Source organism: Paenibacillus hexagrammi, from assembly GCF_021513275.1.
Lineage (GTDB): Bacteria > Bacillota > Bacilli > Paenibacillales > NBRC-103111 > Paenibacillus_E > Paenibacillus_E hexagrammi.
In genome coordinates this window covers 3,878,118-3,903,436 of sequence record NZ_CP090978.1, presented here as the reverse complement: position 1 = coordinate 3,903,436, position 25,319 = coordinate 3,878,118, and the positions used below count along the sequence as shown (strand labels likewise).

Sequence of the window (25,319 nt, the reverse complement as noted above, 5' to 3'; positions counted from 1 at the left end):
ATTTTGAGTGGAAACCTTGATTTGACGCACTTTTAATATAACACATCATGTTAGGTATAACAAGAGGATATAAGTCCTAACTTTGGGAAAAGAATGTCGATAGGCAAAAAAAACACCCCGAAACCAAAAGGATTTCGGGGCTGCGAAAAAGGTTATGTACCGTTATAAGGGCTGCGTCCTTCGGCGTATTCGTCTATCGGTTTCCGAATCCAGCGCTGTAAATATCCTTGATCAATTAGGGCCTTGATCAGAATGATGAGAACGGGGGAGAGAATGACACCAGCCACGCCAAAAAGAGAAAGGGAAACGATCATAAACGCTAGAGTTGTGAAAGCCGATACACCTAGAGATTCACCGGTTATTTTCGGTTCTAAAATTTGCCGAACGAGAATGACAACAAGAAGTATAGCACTCAGCCAAATCGCTAAAGTGGTGTTGCCGATAACGAACAGATAGATAATCCAAGGAATAAACAAGGTTGAGACTCCCAGAAGCGGCAATACATCAAAGATAGCCGAGAGTAAGGAGATGGAGAACGCATTATTGACACCTAAAAGCAGCAGCGCGATGAAGATCACAATAAAGGTGAGACTGATCAGCTTGAGTTGGGCCTTCAAGTAGGAAACAATGCCTTTAATGACATTTTCTTTAAGAAAGTAATAAGCCGATTTGAACGTCTTAGGCGTTTTGTCGTGAGCTAGGCGCTTCCAGGATTCAATCTCAATGCTTAAAAAATAAGCTAGAATAATCCCAACGATGAAGTTAAACATAAACGTTGAGAAGGAAGTCAGGGAGGCCACAAGTCCTGATAAAAACCCTGCCAGTACCTTGGAAGCTTTATCGGCAAACTGTGCCGCATAGTCCTTGGCTTTGTTCACAACGTCGTCCGGCAGATCCTGAATCGAGTGCTGCAGGTCTCCAACCCTTTCAATAATCTGGATCTGAAAGACTGATTTGTAGGTGTCAATTTTACCAGCTAGGTTCATAATTTGGTTCGTAAAAATAAGAGCCGCTCCCGCGAGCACGACTAGGATGATTAGAACAAAAGAAGTGTCGATATCGCGGAAGCAATCGTTTTACGCAGGCCTTTCTTATGAAGAAAGCGGGCAAGAGGTTCAATCATTGCGTAAATGATCAGCGCCAGAAAAATTGGCGTGGCAATGCGATATAAATAGCTGAATAGCAGCATGAACAGGTAAACGGTCAGCACGATGAGTGCGATATCGAATGCCGTTCTCCAATATTTCTTATAAAAAGAAATCAACTATTGTCCCTCCAAATTAAGGTTGCGCATCTGTTACTGTTCGGTTAAAATGACTGGCCCTGTACTCGTAATGGCGATTGTATGCTCGTATTGCGCGGAGAGGCTGCCGTCGACGGTTCTTGCTGTCCAACCATCGAGATCGACTCTTGAAAAGTATTTGCCAATGTTCAGCATTGGCTCAATAGTGAAAACCATGCCTTCCTTAATGCGCGGCCCTTTGCCTGCTGGACCATAATGCGGTACTTGTGGCTCCTCATGCATCTCGGCTCCGATTCCGTGGCCGATAAAGTCGCGCACAACCGAGAAACCTTGCGATTCCGCATAGACCTGAATAGCGTGGGAAACATCGCCGATACGGTTGCCGGGTACGGCTTGCTCGATGCCCTTGTACAAGGGATTCTTTGGTCACTTTAAGCAGCTTCTCAGCTTCGGGGGAGATATGTCCTACTGCATAAGACCATGCGGAGTCAGCGAGCCAACCGTCATATCTTACCACCATGTCGATGGTGACGATATCTCCGTCATTGAGCGCCTCCTTCTTCGGAAAGCCGTGGCAGATCACGTCATTGACGGACGCGCATGTTGCATACGGATAGCCTTGATACCCTTTTTGCTCCGGCGTCGCGCCGTGCTTGGCCAGATATCCTTCGACGAATTGATCGATTTCCCACGTTGTAATGCCGGGGCGAATCAATTTGGCAATTTCTTTATGGCAATCAGCAAGGATGCGGCCGGCTTTGCCCATTTTCTCAATCTGCTCTTTCGTTTTAATCGTAATCATGTTAGTCAACACTCCTCTGTAGATAAGTCCCTAATACCTCATTATGTCCATTTTGCTGACCATAACTTCATTTCTTTCAATATTTGATGCAAGTCCTGACCCTTAGGTGTCAAGGTGTACTCGACCGTAACAGGGACGGTTGGATAGGCAGTACGTTCCAGTACGCCATGGTCTTCCAAGTGTCGGAGCGTGTCAGTCAACGATTTCGGGCTGATTCCTCCGATCTGTCTTTGCAATTCGCCGAACCGGCGGGTACCGCAGAACAATTCGCGAAGCACGAGAAAAGCCCATTTCCCTCCAATCACTTCGAGTGTCCGTTCAATGGAGCATTCAATTACCTTAGGCTCTTTAGGAATGTAATTGCTCAGCGGAGCTACTTTCTCATTCTCAAGCGTAGACATAGGAACGCATCCTTTCTGATTCCATTACTAACCTATAGGTAAGTAAGTTACTGAGATGTAATAAGTGGCGATTCTTTCCACTGCTAACTATTTTAAAGAGATGGTAAGGAAATGGCAATAGTGGACGAAGGTTGATTTCGGTTCGCTGATTCTTTACAATAGGATTAAAATTTGTTTCAGGAGATGTGTACATATGAACGTCAAAATTTCTCGCAACGCAGCCAAAGTACTTCAGATGGAACTGGACAAAGACGAAAACAAAGGATTAAACGTACGCGTTCAAGTTACGCATAAGCATGGTGATCACGCCCATTATGGTTTAGGGCTCGATGATAAAACCGCGAATGATGTCGTCGTAAGCACCGATAAAGGCATTGATGTGCTGCTTGACAAAAATGAGCCTCTTCTCGATGGCATCCGCATCGACTACTTCTACGTACCTGAAGAAGGCTTCATGATTACGAACCCAAGTAAGGGGAATCACGGAGATCACTAATGCCTAATGACATACGCATTTGTGATAAATGCAAGCACATGAAAGTTAAAACAGCCGTAGCGAAGCTGAGTGCGATAGCGCCGGACACTGACATCAAGATAGGCTGCAAGTCATATTGCGGCCCCTGCTCTCGTTTTGCTTTTTATTTTCATAAACGGACGTTATGTGACTGGCGCAACCGAGGATGAAGCTATCGAGAAGGCTAAGAAATATGTAAAAAAAGTAAACCATTTGAAACGCCAAAAAAGCATCCTCCACTTCCGTGGCCCGGATGCTTTTTTCATAGCCAGCCGCAGCTACTTCTTCATCAGTTGCTTTATATGCTTTTCGATGCTGCTTGGAGCAGTCGTAGGAGGAAATCGCTTTACCACATGACCCCTGTGCGTCAACAAGGAATTTGGTGAAATTCCACTTGATGGAGGAGCCGAACCAACCGGATGCTTCATTCTTTAAATAACGGTACAGCGGATGAGTATCAGGCCCGTTGACATCGATTTTTGCAAATAACGGAAAGTTCACTCCGAAGTTTAATTGACAAGCTTGCTCCACTTGATCGTTGTCGCCCGGTTCTTGATCTCTGAATTGGTTACAAGGGAAACCCAGTACCGTAAATCAACTTGGCTTTTATATGTATCATGAAGCTCTTGGAGTCCTTTGAACTGCGGAGCAAATCCGCATTTGGTTGCGGTATTGACAATCAGCAGCACTTGTCCTTGATAAGCGGACATAGACTTTTCCTCGCCGCGGATTGTTCTTGCTTTATAGTCATAGACGGACATCAGAATCACCGACTTTCATTATTATTTTATACAATTTAATTGTACACAATATTTATGACATTGAAAAGAAGTAATTTATATTGTGCCACACTAAAACTAAGCAAATAAGGGGTTATTCCATTGAAACCTACTAAAACAGGCGCGGCATTTATGCAGGAAATTAAAGATACTCATCCCCCGCAGGGGACGGTAGCGGTATGGCTGACAGGGCAAGCCAGCGTAATTTTAAAAGGAAGCCAAGTAACCGTATGGATCGATCCCTTCGTATCCGACTACCTGGAACTGAAAGGAGGGCCTGCCCGCGCTTATCCTGCTCCGATTGTGCCTGAGGACGTCGATCAAGCCGATATTTGCTTGATTACGCATGAGCATGATGACCATCTAGATCCGATCACTGTCAAGGCGATTGCATCCCAGAACGAGCATGCCGTGTTTGTGGCCCCGCCGTGCTGCGAAGAATTGTTATGGAAGGCAGGAGTAAAGCGGGAACGCTTTGTCCCGGCCATAACCGATGAATGGAAAGAGCTGGGGGGATCAGAATCAAGCCCATCGCTGCTGCGCATGAACAGCTTGAGCTTGATGAGAGCGGCAACCACCGATACGTGGGTTATTTGATTAGGATAAATGGGGTAACAGTGTATCACTCCGGAGATTCAACCATCTATCCAGGTATGACGGAATTGCTGAGCAAGGAAGGAATCGACTTGGGCATGCTTCCTATTAACGGAAGGGATGCATTCCGCACGGCCAAGGGCATCATTGGCAATATGAACATCCAGGAGGCCGCTGAACTGGCTTACACGGCCCGAATGGATACCGTAATCCCGCTGCATTATGACATGTTTAAAGGAAATCAAGAGAGACCCGGTGGTTTTGTTGATTACATGTACGAGCAGTTTCCTATGCAAAAAGCTCACGTATTAGCAAGAGGCGAGCGCTTCGTTTACGTAACCCCTAACATGTTTCTTTCCTAAGTTAGTTATTCTTAAATGACTTGTTCTGAGGCCCAGCGATATCTGCTAGGGCTTCTTCTATGGTTGTAAATCGAAATTCGAATCCGTGCTCCAGTAAGGTACGGGGAAGTACCTTCTGCCCTTCCAACAGCAGCACGGACAATTCGCCGAATAGGAGCTTGAAAATAAAGGAAGGCACTGGAAAAAGGTTGGGCCTACGCAAGGTACGTGCGAGTACCTGCCCAAATTGTGCGTTCGTGACCGGACTAGGCGCTGTAGCGTTAACGGGTCCTGACACTTCTTCCCGCTCGATACAGAACTGAATAAGTCGGACCATATCTTCAATATGAATCCAAGACATCCATTGCCGCCCTGAGCCTACTTTGCCGCCAATACCTAGCTTATAGGGCAAAGCCATTTTTGGAAAAGCTCCCTCTTTGCGATCCAACACAATGCCTACCCGTATCTTCACCAGTCTAGTTTCTTGAATTTGATCCGCAGCTTGCTCCCACAGGCTGACTACATGGGATAAGAAATCTGTGTCGCGGTGCGGACTCCATTCATCGAAGATCTCTGTCTCGGATGTGCCGTATATGGACATACCCGATGCATTCACGACAACTTTAGGCTTCGCTTTCATGCGTTGAACCCAGTTCGCAATTTGCTTTGCAGCCTGCAGCCGAGAATCTATAATTCTGCGCTTAGCTTGCTCCGTCCAACGCTGGTTGATCGATTCCCCAGCCAGATTGACAATCGCATCCACTTCTATGACGTCCGTGGAGTCATCTTGAAACTGCTTCCAGGTTATAGTTGGAACGGCAGAGCCGCTTGAAGGACGGCGAGAAATAACAAATACCTCATGACCGTCGTTCTGCAAGTGGCTGATCAGACGGCTTCCAATAAATCCGGTACCGCCAGCTATAGCAATTTTCATTCTCTTCCACCTCTCGTAATAACCGTTTATCCACCTATTATAAGTTGGAATCGTAACATTTTGCCAATTTAAAAACGTTATACTTCCCATAACATAGATGTGTTATATTGGTAAAAAAAAGGAGGGGCTCCACTTGTTTCAGTTCCTGTTCCGTAAATGGCGCGGTTCTTCAAAAGCTGCAGTCAAGCGTGGGGAGAAGCTTGCCGGTTTTTCTTCTACAAAAATAAAGGTTCAGGCAGATCAGCTGCCTGAACAGCTAGGACTCTTAGCGGATATTCCGCTGCACATGACAGTCAGCAAGCTCGAAGGTTCGCTTCCTGCCGACTTTGTGGAGCGTATTCAATATCGAGTGCAAACTGAGCATCCGCAGATGAGCGACGATGAGTTCGCATGCAAATGGTTTGAATTAAAACGCTTCTTTCTTATGAACGCGCTGCTCAAGCGAACTCCGATGTTCAGTAGCGCTATTGACGACATCTGGCATGCGATGCTGATGTTTACGCGAGAATACCAACGCTTCGGCGATCAGTTTGTCGGAGAGATGATTCATCATGCCCCCGAGCGGGAGCCGAAGCAGATGCCGGGTGAGCGTGCCTGGTTTGATTGGGTGTACGCTCACTTATTTGAATTCACTCCAGCCAGTTCGGCTTGCTGGAACGGTTTCTTTCGATATCCGCTCGACAAGGAACGGACGCGACTTCTGCTGTCAGCTAGCGAGGAGGAGATTGCCGAAAGTCTGTTTGATATGAAAAAAGCCGAGAATAATCAGGAATTGCTAGAGACAATTACGATTCTAGTAAGGAAGGCCGTCAGAGAGGCACGACGTTCGGAAGAAAGCGATACCTATGACCATACAGATTTGACTGATCCCATAGGGTTACCCGGCAGTATGCTGGGGATGGCTGCTGCAATGATGTTCTTTTCCATAGTTGATGAGGGGGACTACTTGACTCAAATGGAAGCTTTGCAGCCACAGGAAGAGGAAGATCCCTCTTATAAGGCGAGCGGTTGTTCTTCCTCAGGCTGCACAAGCTTGTCTGGAGGTGAAGACTTCCTCTGGGTCAGGAGATGACGGAGGGGGAAGCGGCTGCAGCAGCGATTCGGGCGGTTCAAGTTGTTCATCGGGTTCGAGTTGCAGCTCGTCCAGCTGTGGATCAGGATGCAGCTCCGGTTGCGGCGGCGACTAGGCGGTGGTGAGATGCGTATCGGATGAAATAGCGGAAGCTCGCCAATTTCGATCGAATTAAAAATGTCGACAGCGCTTGGAGAGAATCTACGGAAGTTTGCAAAGGACCCTACTTGATCAACTAGTTAACTTTCTCCTTTCACAAAGGAGGAAGTTTTTTTGTACAAAAAAAGTGCGTAATCTAGCATTTCGTGTATAATGAGATTTTGAGATTAATTGACCTTTGGTTAATAAAAGTGAAGGCAGGCTGCATGATGAACAGATTGCGCAATTTTTATACGTCCTATCATCCGATCGTTCATACCCTCATTCTCGGAACTGTAATGGCCAGAGCCGCGTCCTCCATGAGTTTGCCTTTCCTGGCTATCTATCTAGCCAAGCATACCTCGATGAGCGAAGTCATGATCGGTGTTGTCATCGGGATGGGAGCGCTGGCGGGAACAGCAGGCGGCTTTATTGGCGGAACGCTGTCGGATGCATTCGGACGACGGATTATCATGCTGGCTGCTTTATTCGGCTGGGCTTTTGTTTTTACCGGGTTTTCATTCGTCAGCCTTCCTGTATGCTTTATGCTGCTGAACATGGTAAACGGCTTATGCCGATCGTTCTATGAACCGGTATCGCAAGCATTAATGGCTGATCTCACCGAACCGGCTAAGCGATTCAAAGTTTTCTCTATGAGATATATGGCTATCAATGTGGGCGTTGCTGTCGGTCCCCTCTTGGGCGCTTATTTTGCAACGCTGGACGGTGCTCTTCCTTTTCTTCTCACGGGAGTCGTTTATTTGATATACGCGATAGCACTATGGCTGCTGCTGTCCTATTTCGGGATAAAGAGTATCGAAGGGGAGAAAAAAGCGCCGGTTACCCTTCGCGCAGCCTGGTCCATCATTCGAAGTGACATAACCTTCCGATACTACATCACTGGCGGGATTGTCGGCGCGATCGGCTATTCGCAGGTTATGGTCACCTTATCCCAATATATGGAACAGAGCTTTAGCGACGGAGTGAAAATATTTGCACTGCTGATGAGTGTGAATGCGATCGCGGTGATTTCTATGCAAATTCCATTAACGAAATGGGCAGAAAGATTCAGACCATTCGTTGCCATTGCTGCAGGAAACTTGATGTTTGCACTGGGCGACGTCGGATTTGCTTTCTCTCATTCCGCCGCCGCGCTAGTCATTTCTATGGTTGTTTTTACGATGGGTGAAATCTTAAATTATCCCGCTGCGAATGTGCTCATAGATAAGCTTGCTCCCGAGAATATGAGGGGCACGTATTTTGGGGCGCAAACCTTTACGAATATCGGGCATTTTGCGGGTCCATGGATTGGAGGCTTGCTGCTTTCCTCCTTCGGTGGGAATGTCCTTTTTCTCACGATGTCTATTCTTACTTTAAGCGGTACCTTATTCTATATGACAGGAATACGACGATTACAAGCAACACAAAATAGGTTAAAACAAGAAATTTTCGAAAATTAGTTCCTTTTACCTATCTTATTGTTGTAAAATAGGCATAATAGAGTATTCGATTTCGCTAAAACTTACCTTATCCTTGATAGTAGTAAAAGCAATGTTTGACAGCTTTCGATACTGCTCGATAAAGGCAAACCTGGCGAAAGCCAGCGACGCAAAGCTAGAGGGGCTTGCTTGACCGTAAATGGACAAGCTGCCAGCCAGCCGCCGAGGTTCAGGATGATGACAGCATGAGCCCTCTCTAGTCGGCATAACAGGTGGGCTTTTCTTATTTTAGAGAGAAAAAGAATGGGTTAAAGGGAGGATTTGGCAGCATGCAGCCTGAATGGATGCTAAATGAAGAAGAGGCGGTCACGTCACTGTGCGGTAACCATGTTGCCAGACTTGTGCCGTCCACAGATGGAACGAAGCTGGTCATAAACCGCGAAGAGTACCTGCTTAATGAAGCTTGTTGGGATATTGAAATGTTTCATGGACGAAATAATAGCATTCTTATTTTTTATTGGAAAGGCGAGGTTAAGCTTTCCGTCAAGCTTCCGCCTTTGTCTCAGGTAGAAGCATTTTTATCCAGATTGTATCAATGCTTGACGTTTAAGATGAGAACGATTCAGCCTAATTAGGGTTGAATCGTTCTTTTTTTGTCGATCAAGTTCGACAAAAGCGTTGTCACTGATCGACAAGAACGGTATAATTATGAGGAGGACAGTTAGTAGTGCTTTAGGACTATTGGGAGGAATACATTAGCATGCGATTAATTACACGTTCCGATTTTGATGGCCTTGTTTGTGCGATGCTCTTCAAGAAATTAAATATGGTGGATGAGATGAAGTTTGTTCACCCCAAGGATATGCAGGACGGTTTGATTGAAGTGACGGAGAATGATATTCTAGCCAATGTTCCTTATGTAGCAGGATGCGGTCTATGGTTTGACCATCATTCCAGTGAGCTGGAAAGAATGGGGGAGAAGGTCGAGTTTAAAGGCGAGACTCGGATCGCTCCAAGCGCAGCCAGAGTAGTATACGATTATTACGGCGGCAAAGACACATTCGGTGATATCGATAATATTATGGAAGGCGTAGATAAGGCGGATTCAGCCCAGTTCAGTAAAGAAGATATCCTGAATCCCAAAGGATGGGATCTTCTTTCGTTCATCATGGATGCCAGAACGGGATTGGGTCGATACCGAGATTATCGGATCAGCAACTATCAATTGATGGAAGATCTGGTCGAGCACTGCGCAACCAAAACGGTAGAAGAAATTATGGAGCTTCCGGATGTGAAGGAACGGGTTGACCGTTATTTTGAATTGGATGCTTTATATCGGGAAATGCTGGGCAAGTATACGCGTACGGAAGGGAACGTTATCATTACGGATCTTCGGGACGTAGAGACGATCTACCCGGGGAATCGATTTATGGTATACGCGCTATACCCTGAACAAAATATATCCATTTGGATTGTGGATGGACGCAATAAGCAAAACTGTGTATTCGCGTGCGGCCACAGCATTGTGAATCGCACGTCACAGACCAACGTGGGTAAGCTAATGCTGAGCAATGGCGGAGGCGGTCATCATGCAGCCGGTACTTGCCAGGTGCCTTATGAGCAGGCTAATGTCGTTCTTGAGCAGCTAATTGCAACAATGAGAAAAGACGGATAATACGTGATGTGAGCCGCACCAGGATGAAGCCGCCTGCTGCGGCTTTTTCTTCGAAAGCCTAGCTGTAGGTTATTGATAGGCGGTAGCTCCATTCCGCATTTTAGTCGCATCATGCTATGTATAGTTAGTTTAAGATCATGTTGCATGCTGGAATCAAGTGCATGTATGATGGAACAACAAAGTACGGGAGGGATCAGGTGTGAAATTAGAACGTATTCACCATGCTGCGATCATTTGTTCAGACTACGCGAGGTCGAAGCATTTTTATGTGGATGTACTTGGTCTGACGGTACTTCATGAAACATTCCGGGAGGAGCGTCAATCGTATAAGCTGGATCTGCTTATTGGAGAGAAGGAGCAAATTGAGCTGTTCTCCTTCCCGAACCCGCCGGAGCGGGTGGACCAGCCCGAGGCCCGGGGTCTGCGGCATTTGGCGTTCGCTGTAGCGGATATGGATGCTAGCGTGAGAGAGCTTGAAAGTAAGGGGGGGTAAGCGTAGAGCCGGTGCGAATCGATCCTGTTACAGGAGCACGCTATACGTTCTTTACCGATCCGGATGGGCTCCCCTTGGAGTTGGTAGAGCATGTTGAATCGTGAGGATAAACAGCTGGAGCACCGTTCTAAGCTTAGCTTCGCCAAAGGCTGCTTATGGAGCGTGCTGCTTTCGCTAATCGTTTGGATCCCGCTTATCTGGTGGCTTATCGCCAAATCAAAAAAATCCCGAAGGATGACCTGCTCGCAGCAGAGTGCTGCTGAAGCGGACAAGTCGTTTCGGGATTTTCTTGTTTATCAGGACTGCTCCAGCGGTTTTCTTGGTGGCAGCGGTCCGAGGTATTGAAACAGGTTGCACTCGATTCGGCCGTTAAACAGCTTGCGCTTCTTGTCAGCGCGGCGGCTCATGTAGTGCTCGAGCTGTTTGCTCGGACTGAGCACAAACACGCTCCACGTGGGCAGCTGCCCCGTGATCGAGCCGAGCTGGCGCAGCGCCTGCTCGACTTCCTTCGGATCACCAAGCCTCTCCCCCCCATAGGGAGGGTTGGTGATCACGCAGCCATAGTCGCCGCGCGGGCGGGCCTTGGCCACAGGCTCCACTCGGAAGTGGAGCTCCTTGGCAGACCGGCCGCTTTCGCGGCGGCAAGCGCTACATCGATGGCTTCGCTATCGATGTCACTGCCGACGATGTCCAGCGGGACATCGTCGCGAACCGCGTCGTAGGCCTCGTCGCGGGCCTGCTCCCATAGCTCGGGCTCGATGCATGCCCAAGCTTCGCTAGGGAAGCTGCGCCTGAGGCCCGGCGCAATGTTCCACCCGATCATCGCAGCCTCGATCGGGATCGTTCCCGACCCGCAGAACGGGTCGTAGAGCGGCCGCTCCGGCCGCCAGCGGCTCAGCAGCAGCATGGCTGCAGCCATCGTCTCCTTGAGCGGCGCTTCGGTGACAAGCTTGCGGTAGCCGCGCTTGTGAAGGCTCGGGCCGGTCGTATCGATCGTCAGTGTCGCGATGTCATTCAGCAGCGCGACCTCGATGACGTACCGCGCGCCGGTTTCGCGGAACCATTCCGTACCATAGCGCTGCTTCATTTTTTCTACGACCGCTTTCTTGGCGATACCTTGACAGGCCGGTACACTGGAAAGCTGGGATTTATGAGAGCGGCCTTCTACAGGAAACTCGGCGTCCTCAGGAATGAAATCCGGCCATGGGAGCGCCTTTGTGCCCTCGAACAGCTCGTCAAAGGTTAGCGCTGGAAACTGTCCCATTAGAATGAGTACTCGATCGGCAGTTCGCAGCCATAGATTGGTGCGGCAGATGGCCAGCTCGTCCCCTTGGAAGATGACGCGGCCGTTCTCGACCTTGGTGTCCTTATAGCCGAGTTCGTGAAGCTCGCGTGCGACGATGGCCTCCAGGCCCATGGGGCAGGTGGCGATTAGTTGTAGTTGTGACATGCAGTTTAATCCTTTCTATCCTTGAATGCCGACATGCGGCAAGGTTGCTCAGCAGCATGAAAACTCATACAATTAACAAGTATAGGATAAACAGAGTGTACATACAAACGAAATCATAGAATTTAGGAACAGGAGACAGGAGATATGACAGATTCGCCCGTAACGGTGTCAGCCGAAGTTTACATGGAATCGTTGTATGAGCAAGATAACGAGCTGGAAAAAGTCAAGGAAGGCATCCGTCAGCACAATATGCCGGAAATTTCAATCGCACCCGGTTACGGTAGATTGCTGACCATGCTCGTCAGAATGATCAAGGCGGAGCGTGTGCTCGAGATTGGTGCATTAGGCGGATACAGCGGTATCTGTCTTGCCAGGGGGCTTGAGGCAGGAGGAAAACTGATCTCCCTGGAACTGAAGCAGGATTTTGCAGACATCGCCAAACGCCATGTTGCTGAAGCCGGGTACCTCGATAAGGTCGAATACCGTGTTGGGGGAGGCGCTCGTACATCTGAAGCAGATGGAGGAAGCGCAGGAGCGCTTTGATTTTTTCTTTATCGACGCAGATAAAGTGAATTATCCGAACTACCTTGAATATGCCATCACGTTGGCTAACTCAGGAGCCATCATTGCTGGAGATAATACACTCATGCGCGGTAAAGTCGTCGACCCGAACCAGAATAAAGCTTCTGTGCAGGCGATGCGTGAATTTAACCGGAGAATAGCATCCGATCCTCGCCTAGAAAGTACGATCCTTCCCGCTTACGACGGTTTAGCCCTAGCCAGAGTGAAATAGAAAACGAATAAAAGCGTCCTCACTTGAGCCTTGCTGCTCGAGTTAAGGACGCTTTTTCTACGATGCTTTCTGAAGATCTTGCCGGGAATCATATTTGGACGAGGGAGTAGGTGTCGGAGAATTCATTTGGCTGATGACGGGATTCATAGGCTCCGTTTCGGATCGAAGCATAGCCTGCTGTCTCCTGAACTGCATGGCGCTTAGGCTGTTCCAATACACAAAGAGGAGTTCTGCACATAGAACGATGAACACGATCTTACGCCAATTCAATTTCATGGAAGGCTCCTTTTTCCTATCTATAATCAAATAAAAATACATGAGTGTTGCCCATATATTACCATATATTGATTGTGAAATCCACTTTAGAGCCACACGGATAAATATTTTGGATTTGGTGACGCTATACAAGGTGATTTTTTAGCTAACCCCATTTTGATGAAAAGAGGAGAATTCCCTTATGCCATTCGGTGCACATGAAGCCATGGAAGTCCACGAAATTTTATGTGAAAAAACGAACATGATCAATCATTTTTCCTTCTATGAAGAGCAGGCGCAAAATCAGCAGGTCAAGCAGCTTATCCGCCAGCATCTGCAAAGCGCCATTCAGCATTATGATCAACTGGTGGCTTATACGCATGATTACAATGCGGTAAACCGCACCGGCGGAATGCAAGCGGGAGGTCACATGTTCAGCCAGGCTTCTCCGCAGCAAATCCAGTACGGCCTTCGTCAGCCTGCCAAAACGTCACCACAGATGCAAGGCCGCATGAATGACGAGCAAATTCTCAGCTCTATGCTCAGCTGCCACAAGAACAGCGCGAAGAACGGCATGCAGGCTTCGCTCGAATGTGCAGATCCGAACGTAAGACAAATGCTGCTTAACGGTGCTATAGCCGCTAATCAGCACGCTTATGATACCTTCTTGCTCATGAATCAAATGGGACAGTATCAAGTGCCTACGATGCATGACCACACTGCCAAGACGTATCTGCATACGTTCCAACCGATTCAACAACAGCCATCCATGAACTATATGTAAGATAATGTAAGATACAAAAAACCCATCTCGCTGCAGTCTGCATCAAGTCCGGACTAAGTCCGGTTCCGCAGCAGTGAGATGGGTTTTACTCATGATTAAGAGGTTTGTTGTGCCCTTGGGTTTAAGCGGCTATGATTTCGATAAAGTGTTTTGTAGACCCAGTAAGAGTTAAGAAGAAGCACAACAGCTGATGCGATAAACAGCTCCCTGATAGTCAGAAGTCCGGATAACGCACCACCGATGACGGGGCCGGACATGTTGCCTAAGCTAAGCGCGCTGGTATTGAAGCTGTAGGAGCGGCTCTCCATCCCTTCCGGCGTGTATTTGCGGATGAGTGCATTTACGGTTGGCAGCAGCCCTCCCATAAAAATACCCAGTCCGAATCTGGCAGCGAACAGCTGCCAAACATTATGGACAAGCGCCTGCGGAACGAAAAGAACAGCAGCGCCAATCAGACAGATCGCTAATATTCGTTCCGGACCGATCCGGTCGGAGAGCCGACCTAATAGCGGCGAAGCAACCATATTGGAGAATCCAGTGATGGAACTGACCAATCCTGCAAAGAACGCTAGCCCTTCTGACTGACCATGCAGCTCCCCTACAAACAGCGGCATGAGTGGCATTGTGCTCAGCATCGCGAATTGAATAATAAATGTAACGGCATATAACGAGGGCAGCTGCTTGACATGACGGATCAGTTCAAAGCTTTGTGCGATGGATACCTTCGGTTTGGCCGCAGCTTCTCTGGCGTTGAATTTTTCTTTAACCAGCCACCAAGTGAGTAATGAGGCAATGAAGAGCAGCGTTCCTGTAATATAAAAGATGTACCGGAAGCCGATCCATTCTGCCAGCAGTCCGCCGATGAACGGTCCGAGAATCGTACCGGCAACCGCTCCCGATTGCAGCGTCCCCATGGCAAAGCCGATCCGTTCCTTTGGCGTATTGGTTGACATGAGCGCCACAGCAGCCGGGGCAAACCCGGAGATAGTCCCATTCAGCATGCGCAGAATCAATAACTGCCAGGCATTCGTCGCAAAGCCCATCAGGGTCATGACAATGGCCATGCCGAAGCCGGAGCGAAGCAGCATGACTTTCCTGCCATACCGGTCAGCCAGGCTCCCCCAGAAGGGTTGAAACAAAAAAGATGTCACGAAATTGCCGGCAAAAATAATGCCTGCCCATGTGGCAATTTCATGAGAATCGGTAAGTCCTAGGTCTTGCAAGTACAAGGGCAGGAAAGGGACGATCATGGTCATGCCGCCCATTACCAGGAACTGCCCTAACCACAAAACGACCAGGTTAATCTGCCATCGAACCATGTAAGCTTCTCCTCTCATCCTAGTTCATCCAATTCTTTATGAACAGCAGCCGTCGTAATCTCCAACTCATATCTGCGCGCTCCGGGCATATCAGCTTCATAGGCAAGACGCACGGCTCTTGGAATATCGTAAGGCACTCTGACGAATTGAACAGCAAATCCGCTGCGCTTATCTCTGCTGAGTTCGGCATCAAATCTGCCTTCCATTACTGTGTAACAGGCTTGAGGAATACCGTCATAGGGGCAGCCTACACTTCCTGTATTGAATAGCACGAGCCCTTCCTCTGGGGCGTCTGAACCGGCAATAGCAGCTTGGTGCGGGTTCTTCATGGTCAGCATGAAGGAAACATGAATATCGCCGTATCCCACGATATCAGGCGTATAAGGTGCGCTGGCATAGCCTGTCGCCTCTGTGTTGCGGAATAGTGCAAGCCGTTCCTCCTTGGGCGATTTTCGCTTCACACGATGAAAGATGCTAGTGGAGGAGGCGTGAAAAAGCCTTAGCAGCCTGCCGCTGACAGGGATATCTACGGAAAAAGGCAGCCCGGCAAGATAGGCAAGCCTCTCGCTCCCGAGCATCTCCTGCTGCCAAATGCCGCCTGCTGTATCCTGCTTATAGGTGATGCCCAGATCCCAGTTCCCTTGAACGATCGTTTCACAAACCTCCCGCAATCGATCAACTGCCTCAGCAGACCCAGGGCCCTTGCCTACTAGATCGCCAAGACACACAATGCGGCGAATTTCGCGTTCCTTGATATCATTCAAGACAGCTTCAAGCGCGGGAACATTCCCATGAATATCTGAAATAATGGCGATTTTATCCACAATTTTGCTTCCTTTCTGGAAAAGTGGGTGACTTCATGTTTACACATTTGTTATATCACATTCAATCTGCTCCTAGAAAGGGCAGCTCATTACGTGTACCCAGACCCAGCTTGTTCTGATATAATTTGAAGGGGGAAAGGGGAATGTTCAATTGGAATCTAGATTGGAAAGACATCGAAAGTCGAAGCCTCAAAGGCAACAGGGCGAATTTCGTGAAAAGACGCCTGTCAAGGTTTTTCTTAGCTTGACGCTTGCGGCGGCAGCCTGCTTTGCAGTAGGTGTCGGAGCAGCTTACGTTACCTCGCGAACTGATCCAGCCGTTCAATTGGAAGCGGCTTCTTCATCTGAACCTCGCTCTGCCAGCTCAACCACTCCAGCAAGTCAGGCTGGAACAAGCGGCACTGTCAGTCCAGAGCCTTCCGTGAATTCATCGGCAGTTACTCCGGCGTCTTCAAAAGCCAGCAGTGAAAATTCTGCCTCAGCAGCAGGAGATGGAACCGTCAAGCTGGATTTTGTCGGCGACGTCATCATGGCCGGTAATGTCGAAGATATCTTGCTAAAGCAAGGCTATGATTACCCTTATACGAATGTAAAGGATATATGGACCAACGCTGATTATACGATTGCCAATCTTGAAACTCCGGTAACGACAAGGGGGACTGCCCAATCTAAGGAATATGTGTACCGCTCATCACCGGATGCCCTCCCTGAATTGAAGGCAGCAGGTGTAGACCTAGTCAACCTGGCAAACAATCATATCATGGATTACGGGCAGGATGGCTTGTTCGATACGATGGAAGTATTGGACAAGCTTGATATCAAGCGCGTGGGAGCGGGGAAGAATACACAAGAAGCGTATGAGCCCGTTATCGTTGAAAAACAAGGGATTAAAATTGCGTTTCTAGGGTTCAGTCGGGTAGTGCCGGACGCCTCTTGGAAGGCGGGAGCTGACCATGCGGGAGTAGCGGAAACCTATAGCTATTTGATGCCTGTGGAAGCCGTTCAGAAAGCCAAGCAGCAGGCTGATCTTGTTGTTGTGCTCGCTCATTGGGGTACGGAACGCGAAGACAATCCGGATAAAAATCAAAAGGAATTGGCGCACCGCTATATCGATGCGGGGGCTGATTTAATCGTCGGCGGACACCCCCATGTGCTGCAGGGCTTTGAGAATTATAAAGGCAAGTGGATTGCCTATAGTATGGGGAATTTTATTTTCACGACAAATGGAAATTCGAAGACCTGGGATTCAGGCATCCTGGAAGCCTCCTGCTCGAAGGATCAGCAGTGTGATATTCAACTGGTTCCTATATTAACCAAGGGGGCGCTGCCGACTCCGATGAATGCGGAAGACGGCTCCAAGCTGTTCGAAAGATTAACGAAGATTTCCAAAGCCTTCAATGTTAAAGTGGACGAGCAGGGGCATATCTTGCAAACAAAATAATAGGAGTTTGTGAAGCGATGACAACGAACATTCGCAATATTTATTGTGTAGGGCGTAATTACAGAGCCCATGCGGCTGAGCTTGGCAATGATGTGCCGGATCAGCCCATGATATTTACGAAACCGACTCATGCTCTTGTAGATTGGAGTGCAGGTGAGGTGCGGCTTCCCGGTGATCGCGGTGAGATTCACTATGAAGCGGAGCTTGTGCTTCACATCGGTAAAGCGTATACTCCTGGCATTCGTGTCGATGAACTGGTCGATTCCTTTGCGTTAGGCATTGATTTTACACTTCGGGATGTTCAGAGCACAATCAAGAAAAAGGCGAGCCGTGGCTGCCGGCAAAAGGCTTCCTGGGGTCCGCTCCTGTTAGTGCATTTATGACCTTCCCAGGTATGGAGCAATTGGTTCAAACGCAGTTTCAGCTGCAAATTAACGGAAGAACCGTGCAGACAGGCGATATCCGCAATATGATCTTTGATCTGCAGACCATCGTTGATTTTATCGGTACGCATTTCGGTTTAGGCGAGGGTGACATGATCTACACAGGTACACCAGAAGGTGTTGGTAGTGTGCATCACGGAGACCGATTTGAATTGTACTGGGGCGAGCAATCACTCGGACAGTTGACGGTGGTTATTCCATAAGCTGCAAGTAATTGAATAAGCCAAAAAAGGATTTCGGAAACATGCTTCCGAGATCCTTTTTTTCACAATATGAACCCTAGTCATAGGGGATTGCCAAGTTCATAATCACCACCCAAGAATTCATGGGCCGCTTTATTATTCGGAGGGGGCCGTAAGTTGAAGATTGCTTGAATGGTTGTTTCTATTGGCCTTGCTTGGCTTGCAAATTGGCATCCGAATAACGAACTTGGGCTTTTAAAATGGCGGGAAGCTGTTCGAAAAACGCATCGACGACATGAGGGTCAAAATGCTCGCCTCGCTCCTCTTTGAAGAGATTCAAGATCCGATCAAGCTCCCACGCTTTTTTGTACACGCGCTCGCTTCCTAAAGCGTCGAAGACGTCGGCAATCGCCGTAATCCGTCCAAATATATGAATTTCCTCGCCCTTCAAGCCTCTAGGGTAGCCCTTTCCGTTCCATTTTTCATGATGCTCATAGGCGACAATTGCCGCCGTTTTCAAAATATGACGATTTGAGTTTTTTAGCAGATTATACCCGATTTCTGTATGGGCCTGCATCACTTTGAATTCTTCCTCTGTCAGCTTGCCTGGTTTCTTCAGCACTTCGTCGGGAATAGCTACTTTTCCGATATCATGCATAGGTGACGCCATTTTAAGCAGCTCCGCTTCTTCGACGCTTAGACCAAGACCCAGTGCAATCAAATAGGAATATTCCGCTACACGCTTGACGTGGTTGCCGGTTTCTTTGGAACGGCTCTCGCCGATTTCCCCCATCGTAAAAATAATTTCTTTCTGCGTTTCCTCAATCTCATGCGTAAGCAGGGCGGATTCTAGTGATTTTCCGGCATAGGAAGCAGCGAGGGTTATGTATTCCATATCCTTCTCGGAGAATAGCTCACTCGGGGTCATTTTGTTAATGGCCTGGTAAGCTCCCATAATTTCGCCTTCATTGTTCCGAAAAGGGATGACAATGATCGCTTTGGTGCGGTAGCCGGTCATTTGGTCGGTGCGCAGTGCGCCGCTTATCAAATACTCCTCATCATTCAACGTTCGTATAGGCGTCGTCAATGAAGACAGCTTGATCATGCGTAACAGCGTATCCGACAAGCCCGGCGGTACTTGGAATGCGAATCTCGTCAACCCCGTGGGCCACTTTGGACCACAGTTCATTTTTATGTTTATCCAGCAGCCATACTGTGCAGCGGTCCGACACAATCATATCGCGTCCCATATCGGCCATTAGCATCAGCACATTGTCCAGATTTCGTTCGTTTGCAATTTTAGCAGCGTAATCAAAGATGACGCGCAGCATTTCTTGTGGATTCTAGATCTCTTTTCATTCGAGGCTCCAAGTCAAAAAGTTCATGTTCCATATAGGATCTCCTTGCCGTCTTATCATCTTTGTTTCTTATATTCCCCGTGAATGGCAATAATTCCTGCCGAAACGTGAAATAATTTGAAGGAATTTGTCGAATATTCTCATTGGTTTTCAATCACGGCGCGTTGTGTCGCTGACGCAGGAGACTTTTTCAAAAGTTCGCGGGAATCCCGTATTATGATACAATGAGGTTACAAAAATTGGTTATCCGTATTTAACGGAGGGTTATGAGATGGTTGGGGTTTGGGGATTGGGATTCATAGGAAGTATTCTTATCGCCGGCTTGGCGTATTGGCGGAGATCTTTATCCATGTCAGGATTCATTGGCGCAGTAGGTTTAGGAACATGGATGTATGCGGCTGGCAGCCTGCCTTGGTTTGGGACACTGATTGCTTTTTTTATTTCATCCACGCTGCTGTCCAAAGTCAAGCATGCTGTGAAAGCGGAAGCGGAGAGTGGATACGCAAAGGGCGGAAGAAGGGATGCGGGTCAGGTAGCTGCTAACGGGGGCTTAGCTTTGCTTCTGTGCATATTCCACTCCATATGGCCGCACACAGTCTGGTGGTGCTTATTCCTAGGCGTCATGGCTACGGTAAATGCAGACACTTGGGCTACTGAGATAGGTGGAATGAGCCGTTCAGTTCCGAGATCGATTCTAAATGGCCGGAAGGTAGCGGCAGGAACATCAGGCGGAATTACAGCATTAGGCATTGGGGCATCGGTGGCAGGAGGAGCGTTCATAGGGGCAGTGGCTTGCGTGCTTATGGCCATAAGACCAGGGAGTCTAGGTGAACCGTGGTATTTTTATATGTTAGCAGCGGCCATCGCCGGTTTCGTCGGTTCCTTGGCGGACTCCTTCTTGGGAGCGACCTTACAGACCATGTATCACTGCGAGACCTGCGGGAAAGTCATAGAGAAGCGTGTTCATTGCGGACAAAGCAGCAAACAGGTTCGAGGCTTCAAGTGGATGACCAATGATGGGGTGAATGCGTTGAGCTCATTGGTGGGAGGTGCCGTGTCGTGGCTTCTGTATCTGGCATCATTTCCCTATTAGGGAAGCTGCTATCCATTTACTATAAATAGGTGTAAACAGACAGCAGCTTTTTTACGAAGTAGAATCTTGTGGATCCTTCGGATCTTTAGAAGCTTCCGGATCTTGTGGGTCTTCCTGTTCGCTTGATGAAGGCTCCGTTGAAAGGACGGCGGGTTGCTCTAAGGCTTGTACAGCAGGATCAGACAATTCAGACGTTGGTGACATTGCTTTTACTTGCTTTTCCAGCTGCTTTACTTTTCTTTGTAATTGGTAATATCGCAAGACTCCAAATAAACCAACAATCAAGCCGCCAAGTAAGGTTGAAGTTAGAATGACCAGAATAAGCGGTAAACTCGTCTGAGCAAATAAGAAGTTCACCTGCACCGACTCCACATTGATAACGGCGAATATGGCGGTTATCAGGGCAAAAACAAACATGCTAATCATCATCCACTGCGATTTCATCGATAAGCTCCTTTCTTATAGGGAAAATGGAAAACGGTTGAAAGCACGGGCTTTCAACCGTCTATCTCTATTATTTCGTTAATTCCTCCATTTGGTCAAGCAAAGAACTGAAAACGCTCATGGCCTGCTTGATCGGTTCAGGGGTGGACATATCCACGCCGGCACGTTTCAGGATTTCAATGGAGTAGTCGCTTCCGCCGCTTTTCAAAAAGCCTAGGTAGCGGTCAACGGCAGGCTGACCCTCTTCCAGAATCTGCTTAGCAAAGCTTGTTGCCGCTGAGAAGCCCGTTGCATATTTGTAAACGTAGAAGCTATTGTAGAAGTGAGGAATGCGGGCCCACTCCATTTCGATATCCTGGTCTACGACCATGTCGTCCCCGTGGTACAGCTTGTTAAGTCCATAATAGATCTCGCTGAATTCTTGCGGAGTGAGCGACTCGCCGTGCTCCGCTTTGTCGTGCGTAATCATCTCGAACTCAGCGAACATCGTTTGACGGAATACGGTTGTGCGGAATTGATCGGCATAGTAAGTAAGCAGGTACAGCTTTTCTTTTGGGTCTGTCACTTTCTTCAGCAGGTAGTCCATGAGCAGTGCTTCGTTCAATGTGGAAGCAACCTCTGCAAGGAAGATCGTATACTGCGCATAACGGTATGCCTGAGTTTCATCGGATAAGTACGAATGAATGGCATGGCCCATTTCATGAGTTAGCGTGAACATGCTGTTCAAATTGTCTTTATGGTTGAGCAGTACATAGGGATGTGTACCATAAGCGCCCCAGCTGTATGCACCGTTGCGTTTGTTTTTATTCTCATAGACGTCGATCCAATGGTTATCGAAGCCTTCCTGCAGAATCTTCAAATAATTCTCGCCCAATGGAGCTAAGCTTTTCTTGATTTCTTCCTGTGCTTGCTGGTAGGTAACACTCATCTTAAATTCCTCAACCAGTGGGGCAAATAAGTCATACATGTGAAGCTCATCCACTTTAAGCAGCTTCTTGCGGAGCTTCAGGTAGCGCTGCAGCTGCGGCAGAGAATCATGAATCGTGCTGATCAGGTTGGTGTAAACTTCCTTCTTGATGTTGTCCCCGAACAATGTGGACTCTAGCACAGAAGGGTATTTGCGCGCTTTCGCATAAAAAATGTTTTTATTGATATTGGCGCTGAGTGTGGCTGCAATCGTATTTTTTTGGCTGCGGTACGTGGAGTATACCGCTTCGAAGGCTGCTTTACGGACATCACGGTTCCTGCTTTCAAGAAACTGGATATAGCTGCCGTGAGTAAGCTCGACTTCCTCGCCATTCTCATTTTTTATTTTCGGGAATTTCAAATCGGCATTGTTTAACATACCGAAGATGGTGCTTGGCGCTCCAGCCATATTGCCTGCTTGTGCCAGCAGGGCTTCTTGCTCCTTGGACAGCACGTGAGGCTTTTGACGGATCATTTCCTCAAGCGTATCTTTATAGAAGGAAAGGGATGGATCATTAACCATTTGTTGGAGCTGTTCATCGCTAAGGCTCAAAATTTCAGGAGATACAAAGGAAAGTGCTTCTCCAACCTCGACGCTGATTTTTTTTGGCTTTATCGGATAAGGCCTGGTAGGTAGGCTCTGCTGTATCTTCATGATGCTTCATGTTGGCATACACGTACAGTCTTTCAGTCATAAGAGATATCTCGTCTTCCAGCTCGAAGATCTGCTTTACTGCTGCGGGATCACTCAGTTTACCTTGGAAGGCGCTGACTTTGCCAATAGAGTCCTTCACTTTTTGAAATTCTTGATCCCAAGCCTTTTGATCGGGAAAAAGATCCTCGAGATTCCAACGGTGCTCGGCTGGCACATCCTTGCGATCCAGTATTTGATTCATTGGAGCCCTCCTGTCCTTGAGTTGAATTTTGGGTAACGTTGAAGCATAAGTATGTGATTCTGCTGCAGGTATCGAACTGAGCAGCAGTCCCATAGCGGCAGTTAAAGAAATCCAGCGCATAGCGGTCACGCTCCCGGTTTGTTCCGTCTTAAGAAGCCTTATACAAGACTGTCATAAGATGGTTTTCACTTAGTATGACCGTTACCTTATGTTAATATGATTATAAGAAAAACCTGGAAGCTTGTAAATTTCGCTTACATCCCCAGCCCGAAAAAGCTGAGCAGAACCAGTACAAATGAAATGGAGACCATGGCAATAGCGAGAATGGCTAACCAGCGCTTTATTTGAGAGGGCAGCGTATCTTTTTTCATAATGAGAATAACGGCTAAGCAAAAGGAAACGATCACAAATGTGAGGATCGAACCGGATTGAGACATACTAATCATCCTTATCTATGTAGGAAATGAACGATCTGGGGCTAAGCTCCCGTCATAGGAATGGTTCGCTGCCGAACGGGGAAATCCTTTTTTGCCCACAAACTGTATGCTGATTGATGTAGATACCATCTTTTAAACGCAGGCGCTCCACTTGAAAGACCACCGCGACAGACCGAGACAGAATGAGAAAGATTGCGACAGAACGAGATAGAACGAGATAGAACGAGATAGAACGAGATAGACCGAGACAGACCGAGATAGACCGAGACAGATCAGATCACGACAGTACGAGACAGACCACGACATACCAAGACAGATCGAGCTAGATCGCGTCAGATCAAGACAGACAGTTCTCACCCGGCGGAATCCGAATGACCGAAAGGGTATCGGGAAAACCTACATAACCTGCGCCATCTTCTTGGCACAAATCTTCGTAGTGAAAAGGTGAGCACCATGACGGTTTTGACGATGGATAAGGCTGTGGAGAAGCCTGTCAATAGCGATAAGACCAAACCAACGGATCATTTGACAGTTGTGCAATATATGCTGGAGCAGCTTGCAGTATGGGGGGTCAAGCGAATCTTCGGTGTCATCGGAGACGCTAATTTATTTGTATTGGATGCCTTGGCCAAACAGAACAAGATCGCTTATGTGGCTTGTAAGCATGAGTGCAGCGCTGCGCTTATGGCCTCCGCTGAGGCGAAGCTAACAGGCAGGGTTAGTGTCTGTATGGCGACAAGCGGTCCAGGTCTTGCTAATCTGCTTAACGGACTGGCCGATGCTGCTATGGACCATGCCGGGGTATTTGTTTTGACCGGACAAGTCGATGAGCCCTCTATCGGCACCAATACGAAGCAATACATCAATCAACAGCAGTTGATCCATCCGATTGCGGAGCAAACGGAGCTACTGGCTCATCCGGATGCACTGCCGGAGCTGCTGCAGAAGTGCTTTACGCTGTCCAAGCAGGGGAAGGTCTCTCACCTGTCGATCCCCAAGTTTATGTATTTGGAGCAAGTGCAGGGTACGGTCAAGCCGTATCCCAAGCATCTCGATCAGACGATGCTGACGCCGGATGAAGTGATCGTGCAGGCTGCGGGCCTACTTACGTCTGCGCAAAACCGACGCTGCTGCTCGGTAAGGGCGCTTACGCCGCAGCGGACAAAATCAAACAGCTCGCGGAGTCCGTTCAGGCGGCCGTCGTGACCACCTACACGGCTCGCTCGCTGTTTCCTAACGACCACCCGCAGTACGCCGGGGGTCTGGGACAAGCCGGCAGCGAGGCGTCCAGCGCCCTGCTCGCCGAGAGTGATCTCATCCTCGTGCTGGGCGGCACGTGGTGGCCGGACGAATACACGCCTACGCAGGCGCGTATTGTGCAAGTCGATCGATCCCCTGGACATATGGGGATCGGGCATGAGCTCGAGCTCGGTGTGGTGGGCGATTTGGCCCAAATCGTCCCACGGCTCCTCGAGCTCGCAGCGGCAAAGCCGCTGGACCGCGCTGCGTGGAAGCAGCGCGTAGCGGAAGCGGCCGGCGCCTGGAAGGCGAAGCTGGAGCAGGAAGCGGGGGCGGACGCCAGCCCGATGCCGCCGCAGCGCGCCATTCGCGCGCTGAGTCAAGTGATCGCACCGGACGCGATCATTGCTGTAGACACCGGTGACCACACGCTGTGGTTCAACCGGATCTTTCAAGCCCGCAGCCAGGAGATTCTCATCTCTGGCACGTGGCGGACGCTCGGCTTCGCTCTGCCGGCTGCGATTGCAGCGCAGCTGGAGCATCCCGAGCGTCAGTGTATCGCCATCGCCGGGGACGGCGGCAGCGTGCAGACGCTCATGGAGTTCCAGACCGCTGTACAGCTTGGTCTGCCGATCGTCATGGTCGTCATGAACAACGGCTGCTATGCGATGGAGAAGAATCGGATGACCGGAAGCGGGCTTCAGACACTTGGCAGCGAACTGGTGAATCCGGATTTCGCTATGTTAGCACAAGCCTGTGGAGGAACTGGGCGCAAGGCGTGCACCGGTGCCGAGTTGGAGAAGCAGCTGAGCGAGGCTCTGGCCGCACGCAAGCCTTGCATCATCGATGCGTCCGTAGCTCCGGCCGTTGTACCGCATACGAAGATATAACAGCACGGCAAAACGGCGAATGGAGGGTTCTTTTCCATCGCCGTTTTGTACGTAGATAAGTAAACGCATCTCTATGACCT

General features: G+C 48.6%; 23 protein-coding genes, 9 pseudogenes and 1 riboswitch. Of the genes and pseudogenes, 18 read left to right on the top strand and 14 right to left on the bottom strand.

Annotated features, from left to right (window positions below):
* Positions 1-152: 152 nt before the first annotated feature.
* From ytvI to L0M14_RS17830, 3 genes and pseudogenes are all read right to left on the bottom strand, one after another.
* Positions 153-1,264 (bottom strand): annotated as a pseudogene (ytvI, locus tag L0M14_RS17840) (sporulation integral membrane protein YtvI).
* Positions 1,265-1,297: 33 nt separating this feature from the next.
* Positions 1,298-2,045: pseudogene (gene map, locus L0M14_RS17835) on the bottom strand (type I methionyl aminopeptidase).
* Positions 2,046-2,086: 41 nt separating this feature from the next.
* Positions 2,087-2,446: a winged helix-turn-helix transcriptional regulator gene (locus tag L0M14_RS17830; protein ID WP_235117987.1), complete on the bottom strand. Its 360-nt coding sequence runs from the start codon at positions 2,444-2,446 to the stop codon at positions 2,087-2,089.
* 193 nt (positions 2,447-2,639) lie between these two features.
* Between L0M14_RS17830 and L0M14_RS17825 the strand changes: the two genes are divergently transcribed.
* Positions 2,640-2,942: an iron-sulfur cluster assembly accessory protein gene (locus tag L0M14_RS17825; RefSeq protein WP_235117986.1), complete on the top strand. Its 303-nt coding sequence runs from the start codon at positions 2,640-2,642 to the stop codon at positions 2,940-2,942.
* Positions 2,942-3,161: pseudogene (locus L0M14_RS17820) on the top strand (DUF1450 domain-containing protein); the annotation flags it as partial. The gene L0M14_RS17825 and the pseudogene L0M14_RS17820, both read left to right, overlap by 1 nt.
* A 77-nt stretch (positions 3,162-3,238) precedes the next feature.
* Here L0M14_RS17820 and L0M14_RS17815 read toward each other — a convergent pair.
* Positions 3,239-3,721 (bottom strand): annotated as a pseudogene (locus L0M14_RS17815) (glutathione peroxidase).
* A 120-nt stretch (positions 3,722-3,841) separates the two neighbouring features.
* On the opposite strand from L0M14_RS17815, the gene L0M14_RS31140 reads away from it, so the two are divergent.
* Both L0M14_RS31140 and L0M14_RS31135 read left to right on the top strand, forming a co-directional pair.
* Positions 3,842-4,336 (top strand): MBL fold metallo-hydrolase, encoded by a 495-nt coding sequence (locus L0M14_RS31140; RefSeq protein WP_260115367.1) that lies wholly within the window; start codon positions 3,842-3,844, stop codon positions 4,334-4,336.
* On the top strand, positions 4,237-4,695 hold the full coding sequence (locus L0M14_RS31135; RefSeq protein ID WP_260115366.1) for an MBL fold metallo-hydrolase: 459 nt from the start codon (positions 4,237-4,239) through the stop codon (positions 4,693-4,695). The genes L0M14_RS31140 and L0M14_RS31135 overlap by 100 nt, the downstream gene beginning before the upstream one ends.
* A gap of 1 nt (position 4,696) precedes the next feature.
* Here the strand turns inward: L0M14_RS31135 and L0M14_RS17805 are convergent, their stop codons facing one another.
* Complete coding sequence (locus L0M14_RS17805; RefSeq protein WP_235117985.1) at positions 4,697-5,608, bottom strand: TIGR01777 family oxidoreductase; 912 nt, start codon at positions 5,606-5,608, stop codon at positions 4,697-4,699.
* 133 nt (positions 5,609-5,741) lie between these two features.
* Between L0M14_RS17805 and L0M14_RS17800 the strand changes: the two genes are divergently transcribed.
* From L0M14_RS17800 to L0M14_RS17775, 7 genes and pseudogenes are all read left to right on the top strand, one after another.
* Positions 5,742-6,680, top strand: coding sequence for a glycine-rich domain-containing protein (locus tag L0M14_RS17800; protein WP_235117984.1), 939 nt, complete (start codon positions 5,742-5,744; stop codon positions 6,678-6,680).
* A complete protein-coding gene (locus tag L0M14_RS31130) occupies positions 6,677-6,805 on the top strand; it encodes a hypothetical protein (protein WP_260115365.1) in 129 nt (42 codons plus the stop codon). The genes L0M14_RS17800 and L0M14_RS31130 overlap by 4 nt, the downstream gene beginning before the upstream one ends.
* A 243-nt stretch (positions 6,806-7,048) precedes the next feature.
* A complete protein-coding gene (locus L0M14_RS17795) occupies positions 7,049-8,278 on the top strand; it encodes an MDR family MFS transporter (RefSeq protein ID WP_235122945.1) in 1,230 nt (409 codons plus the stop codon).
* A 113-nt stretch (positions 8,279-8,391) separates the two neighbouring features.
* A riboswitch (cyclic di-GMP riboswitch) is annotated at positions 8,392-8,484 on the top strand.
* Positions 8,485-8,586: 102 nt separating this feature from the next.
* Positions 8,587-8,892, top strand: coding sequence for a hypothetical protein (locus L0M14_RS17790; RefSeq protein WP_235117983.1), 306 nt, complete (start codon positions 8,587-8,589; stop codon positions 8,890-8,892).
* 125 nt (positions 8,893-9,017) lie between these two features.
* On the top strand, positions 9,018-9,932 hold the full coding sequence (locus tag L0M14_RS17785; RefSeq protein WP_235117982.1) for an exopolyphosphatase: 915 nt from the start codon (positions 9,018-9,020) through the stop codon (positions 9,930-9,932).
* Positions 9,933-10,131: 199 nt separating this feature from the next.
* Positions 10,132-10,529 (top strand): annotated as a pseudogene (gene gloA2, locus L0M14_RS17780) (SMU1112c/YaeR family gloxylase I-like metalloprotein).
* Positions 10,516-10,770: a hypothetical protein gene (locus L0M14_RS17775; protein ID WP_235117981.1), complete on the top strand. Its 255-nt coding sequence runs from the start codon at positions 10,516-10,518 to the stop codon at positions 10,768-10,770. Before gloA2 ends, L0M14_RS17775 begins: the two are co-directional and overlap by 14 nt.
* Here L0M14_RS17775 and L0M14_RS17770 read toward each other — a convergent pair.
* A pseudogene (locus tag L0M14_RS17770) lies at positions 10,722-11,875 on the bottom strand (THUMP domain-containing class I SAM-dependent RNA methyltransferase). The gene L0M14_RS17775 and the pseudogene L0M14_RS17770 overlap by 49 nt on opposite strands.
* Positions 11,876-12,019: 144 nt before the next feature.
* On the opposite strand from L0M14_RS17770, the pseudogene L0M14_RS17765 reads away from it, so the two are divergent.
* Positions 12,020-12,668: pseudogene (locus tag L0M14_RS17765) on the top strand (O-methyltransferase).
* A 57-nt stretch (positions 12,669-12,725) separates the two neighbouring features.
* Here the strand turns inward: L0M14_RS17765 and L0M14_RS17760 are convergent.
* Positions 12,726-12,944 (bottom strand): hypothetical protein, encoded by a 219-nt coding sequence (locus tag L0M14_RS17760; RefSeq protein ID WP_235117980.1) that lies wholly within the window; start codon positions 12,942-12,944, stop codon positions 12,726-12,728.
* A gap of 181 nt (positions 12,945-13,125) precedes the next feature.
* Here L0M14_RS17760 and L0M14_RS17755 point away from each other — a divergent pair, with 181 nt between their 5' ends.
* Complete coding sequence (locus tag L0M14_RS17755; RefSeq protein WP_235117979.1) at positions 13,126-13,707, top strand: spore coat protein; 582 nt, start codon at positions 13,126-13,128, stop codon at positions 13,705-13,707.
* 95 nt (positions 13,708-13,802) lie between these two features.
* Here L0M14_RS17755 and L0M14_RS17750 read toward each other — a convergent pair whose 3' ends face one another.
* Together L0M14_RS17750 and L0M14_RS17745 are read right to left on the bottom strand one after the other, a co-directional pair.
* Positions 13,803-15,026 carry an MFS transporter gene (locus L0M14_RS17750; RefSeq protein ID WP_235117978.1) on the bottom strand — a complete coding sequence of 408 codons (1,224 nt, stop codon included), beginning with the start codon at positions 15,024-15,026 and terminating at the stop codon, positions 13,803-13,805.
* Between the two features lie 14 nt (positions 15,027-15,040).
* A complete protein-coding gene (locus L0M14_RS17745) occupies positions 15,041-15,850 on the bottom strand; it encodes a metallophosphoesterase family protein (RefSeq protein ID WP_235117977.1) in 810 nt (269 codons plus the stop codon).
* Between the two features lie 151 nt (positions 15,851-16,001).
* Between L0M14_RS17745 and L0M14_RS17740 the strand changes: the two genes are divergently transcribed.
* Positions 16,002-17,291, top strand: a complete 1,290-nt coding sequence (locus L0M14_RS17740) for a CapA family protein (RefSeq protein WP_235117976.1) — start codon at positions 16,002-16,004, stop codon at positions 17,289-17,291.
* 17 nt (positions 17,292-17,308) lie between these two features.
* Positions 17,309-17,937: pseudogene (locus L0M14_RS17735) on the top strand (fumarylacetoacetate hydrolase family protein).
* A 181-nt stretch (positions 17,938-18,118) separates the two neighbouring features.
* Here the strand turns inward: L0M14_RS17735 and L0M14_RS17730 are convergent.
* A complete protein-coding gene (locus L0M14_RS17730) occupies positions 18,119-19,021 on the bottom strand; it encodes an HD-GYP domain-containing protein (RefSeq protein WP_235117975.1) in 903 nt (300 codons plus the stop codon).
* Entirely contained in the window at positions 18,975-19,247 is a 273-nt protein-coding gene (locus tag L0M14_RS17725; protein WP_235117974.1) for a GAF domain-containing protein, read from the bottom strand. The genes L0M14_RS17730 and L0M14_RS17725 overlap by 47 nt, the downstream gene beginning before the upstream one ends.
* Before the next feature lie 298 nt (positions 19,248-19,545).
* Here L0M14_RS17725 and L0M14_RS17720 point away from each other — a divergent pair, with 298 nt between their 5' ends.
* Complete coding sequence (locus L0M14_RS17720) at positions 19,546-20,367, top strand: DUF92 domain-containing protein (protein WP_235117973.1); 822 nt, start codon at positions 19,546-19,548, stop codon at positions 20,365-20,367.
* Positions 20,368-20,418: 51 nt separating this feature from the next.
* Here L0M14_RS17720 and L0M14_RS17715 read toward each other — a convergent pair whose 3' ends face one another.
* From L0M14_RS17715 to L0M14_RS17705, 3 genes and pseudogenes are all read right to left on the bottom strand, one after another.
* Positions 20,419-20,811, bottom strand: coding sequence for a LapA family protein (locus L0M14_RS17715; RefSeq protein ID WP_235117972.1), 393 nt, complete (start codon positions 20,809-20,811; stop codon positions 20,419-20,421).
* Between the two features lie 70 nt (positions 20,812-20,881).
* A pseudogene (gene pepF, locus L0M14_RS17710) lies at positions 20,882-22,673 on the bottom strand (oligoendopeptidase F).
* 254 nt (positions 22,674-22,927) lie between these two features.
* Positions 22,928-23,110 carry a hypothetical protein gene (locus L0M14_RS17705; RefSeq protein WP_235117971.1) on the bottom strand — a complete coding sequence of 61 codons (183 nt, stop codon included), beginning with the start codon at positions 23,108-23,110 and terminating at the stop codon, positions 22,928-22,930.
* A 453-nt stretch (positions 23,111-23,563) separates the two neighbouring features.
* Here L0M14_RS17705 and L0M14_RS17700 point away from each other — a divergent pair, with 453 nt between their 5' ends.
* Together L0M14_RS17700 and L0M14_RS17695 are read left to right on the top strand one after the other, a co-directional pair.
* Positions 23,564-24,316 (top strand): thiamine pyrophosphate-binding protein, encoded by a 753-nt coding sequence (locus L0M14_RS17700; protein WP_235117970.1) that lies wholly within the window; start codon positions 23,564-23,566, stop codon positions 24,314-24,316.
* Complete coding sequence (locus tag L0M14_RS17695) at positions 24,238-25,239, top strand: thiamine pyrophosphate-binding protein (protein WP_311198913.1); 1,002 nt, start codon at positions 24,238-24,240, stop codon at positions 25,237-25,239. The genes L0M14_RS17700 and L0M14_RS17695 overlap by 79 nt, the downstream gene beginning before the upstream one ends.
* The last annotated feature ends 80 nt before the right edge of the window (positions 25,240-25,319 follow it).

What these genes read in the sequence shown, in the direction of transcription:
- L0M14_RS17830 (WP_235117987.1), bottom strand. Translation starts at nt 2,446, where the DNA reads ATGTCTACGCTTGAGAATGAGAAAGTAGCTCCGCTGAGCAATTACATT.
- L0M14_RS17825 (WP_235117986.1), top strand. Translation starts at nt 2,640, where the DNA reads ATGAACGTCAAAATTTCTCGCAACGCAGCCAAAGTACTTCAGATGGAA.
- L0M14_RS31135 (WP_260115366.1), top strand. Translation starts at nt 4,237, where the DNA reads ATGGAAAGAGCTGGGGGGATCAGAATCAAGCCCATCGCTGCTGCGCAT.
- L0M14_RS17805 (WP_235117985.1), bottom strand. Translation starts at nt 5,608, where the DNA reads ATGAAAATTGCTATAGCTGGCGGTACCGGATTTATTGGAAGCCGTCTG.
- L0M14_RS31130 (WP_260115365.1), top strand. Translation starts at nt 6,677, where the DNA reads ATGACGGAGGGGGAAGCGGCTGCAGCAGCGATTCGGGCGGTTCAAGTT.
- L0M14_RS17795 (WP_235122945.1), top strand. Translation starts at nt 7,049, where the DNA reads ATGAACAGATTGCGCAATTTTTATACGTCCTATCATCCGATCGTTCAT.
- L0M14_RS17790 (WP_235117983.1), top strand. Translation starts at nt 8,587, where the DNA reads ATGCAGCCTGAATGGATGCTAAATGAAGAAGAGGCGGTCACGTCACTG.
- L0M14_RS17785 (WP_235117982.1), top strand. Translation starts at nt 9,018, where the DNA reads ATGCGATTAATTACACGTTCCGATTTTGATGGCCTTGTTTGTGCGATG.
- L0M14_RS17775 (WP_235117981.1), top strand. Translation starts at nt 10,516, where the DNA reads ATGTTGAATCGTGAGGATAAACAGCTGGAGCACCGTTCTAAGCTTAGC.
- L0M14_RS17760 (WP_235117980.1), bottom strand. Translation starts at nt 12,944, where the DNA reads ATGAAATTGAATTGGCGTAAGATCGTGTTCATCGTTCTATGTGCAGAA.
- L0M14_RS17755 (WP_235117979.1), top strand. Translation starts at nt 13,126, where the DNA reads ATGCCATTCGGTGCACATGAAGCCATGGAAGTCCACGAAATTTTATGT.
- L0M14_RS17750 (WP_235117978.1), bottom strand. Translation starts at nt 15,026, where the DNA reads ATGGTTCGATGGCAGATTAACCTGGTCGTTTTGTGGTTAGGGCAGTTC.
- L0M14_RS17730 (WP_235117975.1), bottom strand. Translation starts at nt 19,021, where the DNA reads ATGATCAAGCTGTCTTCATTGACGACGCCTATACGAACGTTGAATGAT.
- L0M14_RS17725 (WP_235117974.1), bottom strand. Translation starts at nt 19,247, where the DNA reads ATGCTGCGCGTCATCTTTGATTACGCTGCTAAAATTGCAAACGAACGA.
- L0M14_RS17720 (WP_235117973.1), top strand. Translation starts at nt 19,546, where the DNA reads ATGGTTGGGGTTTGGGGATTGGGATTCATAGGAAGTATTCTTATCGCC.
- L0M14_RS17715 (WP_235117972.1), bottom strand. Translation starts at nt 20,811, where the DNA reads ATGAAATCGCAGTGGATGATGATTAGCATGTTTGTTTTTGCCCTGATA.
- L0M14_RS17705 (WP_235117971.1), bottom strand. Translation starts at nt 23,110, where the DNA reads ATGTCTCAATCCGGTTCGATCCTCACATTTGTGATCGTTTCCTTTTGC.
- L0M14_RS17700 (WP_235117970.1), top strand. Translation starts at nt 23,564, where the DNA reads ATGACGGTTTTGACGATGGATAAGGCTGTGGAGAAGCCTGTCAATAGC.